The sequence below is a fragment of the Micromonospora sp. M51 genome (genome assembly GCF_018070305.1).
Classification (GTDB): domain Bacteria; phylum Actinomycetota; class Actinomycetes; order Mycobacteriales; family Micromonosporaceae; genus Micromonospora; species Micromonospora parva.
The window spans coordinates 1-2,670 of sequence record NZ_JAGPXZ010000799.1 but is presented as its reverse complement, the minus strand read 5'-3'; the positions used below and the strand labels follow the sequence as shown (position 1 = coordinate 2,670).

Below are 2,670 nucleotides of genomic sequence, written 5' to 3'. Positions count from 1 at the left end.
GGCCGACCGGGCCCGCGACCGCGCCGAGGTCGCCGCCCGGCAGGCCGACGAGGCCCGGCAGGAGGCCGCGGAGCTGGCCGCGCGCCTGCGCGCGGAGCTGACCGCCGTGGCCGCCCACCGCGACACGCTCACCGCCGAGCTGAGCGTGGCCCGGCAGGCCGCGGCGACCGCCGAGGGACACCGCACCGCCCTGACGGTACGGCTCGACGCCGCCGAGGCCGACCGGGATCTGGCCCAGCGGCGGGTGGCGCAGCTCGGCGACCAGGTCAGTGACCTGGCGTAGGCGTTGGCCCGTCTCGGTGCCGGCACTCCCGGCGACACGACCTGAGCATCGTGGCGCAACCTTCGGTAAGCTTGCGCGGTTAACCTCCCCGGTGGCCGCGCACACGCACCGTTGTCGCGACTCGCCTGGGGATCACCTCACCGGGTGACCGTCCCGGCCGGCTACCCTTGGTCCCGGCCCACCCGTGGACGCCTCACGCCCTCGGGCGGGAATGGCGCGGCGGGGACGCACCGTTACACCCAGAAGACCAGCACCACGAACGAGGGGAAGTCGATCATGGGCGAGCGTATGCTGCGCGGAAGCCGCCTTGGCGCGGTGAGCTATGAATCCGACCGCAACACGGAGCTCGCGCCGCGTCAGACCCGCGAGTACCTCTGCGCCAAGGGCCACCAGTTCGAGGTGCCGTTCGCCGTCGACGCCGAGGTCCCGACGACCTGGGAATGCAAGTTCGACGGCAGCGTCGCCCGACTCGTCGACGGCAGCGAGCCGGAGCAGAAGAAGGCCAAGCCGCCGCGTACCCACTGGGACATGCTTCTGGAGCGGCGCTCGATCGCCGAGCTGGAGGACATCCTGGAGGAGCGCCTGCAGGAGGTTCGGACCCGCCGCGGCCGCGCCTGAGCCGCACGACACACAACGGCGACGCCCCCGGGGAAACCCCCGGGGGCGTCGCCGTGTCTGATGGGCGGTGTCAGTGCCGACCGGGCTCGACGATCTCACCCTCGATGGCCCGACCGCCGTCGACCACCACCGGCTGTTCCGGTTGCGGGGTCGGTTGCGGCGCACCCTGGCGCACCCGCACCGTGCGCGGCCCGAACAGGTCACCGGCGACCATCGACGACACCCGCCGCTCGGTGGCGCGGCGCACCCCGGCGCGGGCCAGCCGACGCACCGGCGGCACCAGCAGCAACACCCCGACCAGCCCGCTGACCAGGCCGGGCACCGCCAGCAACAACGCGCCCGCCAACCCCACCAGGCCGTCGGTCACCTGCCCGCCGGGGGGCTGCCCGGCCGCCGCTGCGGAACGGAACCCCCGCCAGGCGCGCATCCCCTCGCGGCGCAGCAGCACCAGACCCAGCAGGGACGCGGCGAACACCAGCAACACCGCCGCGCCGAACCCCAGCGCCCGTCCCACGCCGACGAACACCGCCAGCTCCAGCACCACCGCCAGCAACAGGGCCAACGGTACGAACCTCAGTCCTCGGCGCATCTCACCTCATCGCCATTCCTACGGACACCACGGACGTGGTCCGCTCATCCAGCATGACACGACCGCGCTCACGGCCACCGGGCCTGACCGGTGGCGGTGCCGTGCAGGCCGCGGCGTACCGACTGGCGTCGGTCCCGCACCCCCCAGGCGGTGATCCGCCACAGCGCCTCCGCCACGATCTTCGGGCTCATCTTGCTGTCGCCGCGTTCCCGCTCGGCGAACGTGATCGGCACCTCCACGATCCGCACCCCGGCCCGGTGCGCCAGCCGCGACAGCTCCACCTGGAACGAGTAGCCCTGCGAGGTCACCGACTCCAGGTCGATCGCGTCCAACGCGCTGGTCCGGTACACCCGGTAGCCACCGGTGGCGTCCGAGACGGGCATGCCCAGCGCCAGCCGCGCGTACAGGTTGCCGCAGCGCGACAGCAGCAGCCGCCGCAGCGGCCAGTTGAGCACCCGCGCGCCACTGGTCCACCGGGAACCGATCACCACGTCCGCGTCGCGGGCGGCGTCCAGCAACGCCGGCAGGTCCTCCGGGGCGTGCGAGCCGTCGGCGTCCATCTCCACGACCGCCTGGTAGCCGCGCTCGCGCGCCCACCCGAACCCGGCCAGGTACGCCGCGCCGAGGCCCTGCTTGCCCTGGCGGTGCAGCACCTGCACGTGCGCGTCACCGTCGGCGAGGGCGTCGGCGATCGCGCCGGTGCCGTCGGGGCTGTTGTCGTCGGCGATGAGGACCTGCACCGCCGGGGCGGCGCGCCGGACCCGGCCCACGATCGCGGCGATGTTGTCGGCCTCGTTGTAGGTGGGGATCACCACCAGCACCCGGCCCACCCCGGGCACCTCGTCCGGGCGTCGGATCGTATCGGTCGCCTGGATCACGGTTCCTCCGCTCCCGCCGGCGTACCGGCTGTTGCTATCCGGGCATGACCCGCCGTCGGCGCAGCACCGCCGCGCCGACCAGGGCCGCCGCGGCCAGCGCGGCGAGCGTCACCTCCGGCCACCAACCGAGGCGGGTGGCGAGGGTGCGTCCGTCGTCGAGGCGCACCTGCCGCACCACGACCTCCCGGGTGTTGAACCCGGTGGCATCGCTTACCCGCCCGTCGGGTGCGACGAACCCGGACACACCGACAGTGGAGGCCATCAACGCCGGCCGGCCGTGCTCCACCGCCCGCAACCGCACC

General features: G+C 73.9%; 3 protein-coding genes and 2 pseudogenes. 2 read left to right on the top strand and 3 right to left on the bottom strand.

Going from position 1 to position 2,670, the window contains the following annotated elements; translation table 11 throughout:
• Nucleotides 1-283: pseudogene (locus tag KBX53_RS28980) on the top strand (hypothetical protein); the annotation flags it as partial.
• A 276-nt stretch (nt 284-559) separates the two neighbouring features.
• A complete protein-coding gene (locus tag KBX53_RS28975) occupies nt 560-901 on the top strand; it encodes an RNA polymerase-binding protein RbpA (protein WP_030327608.1) in 342 nt (113 codons plus the stop codon).
• Between the two features lie 70 nt (nt 902-971).
• Here KBX53_RS28975 and KBX53_RS28970 read toward each other — a convergent pair whose 3' ends face one another.
• From KBX53_RS28970 to KBX53_RS28960, 3 genes and pseudogenes are all read right to left on the bottom strand, one after another.
• Nucleotides 972-1,490 (bottom strand): FxsA family protein, encoded by a 519-nt coding sequence (locus tag KBX53_RS28970; protein ID WP_030327607.1) that lies wholly within the window; start codon nt 1,488-1,490, stop codon nt 972-974.
• A gap of 68 nt (nt 1,491-1,558) precedes the next feature.
• A complete protein-coding gene (locus KBX53_RS28965; protein ID WP_081883635.1) occupies nt 1,559-2,368 on the bottom strand; it encodes a polyprenol monophosphomannose synthase in 810 nt (269 codons plus the stop codon).
• A gap of 34 nt (nt 2,369-2,402) precedes the next feature.
• Nucleotides 2,403-2,670 (bottom strand): annotated as a pseudogene (locus KBX53_RS28960) (apolipoprotein N-acyltransferase); the annotation flags it as partial.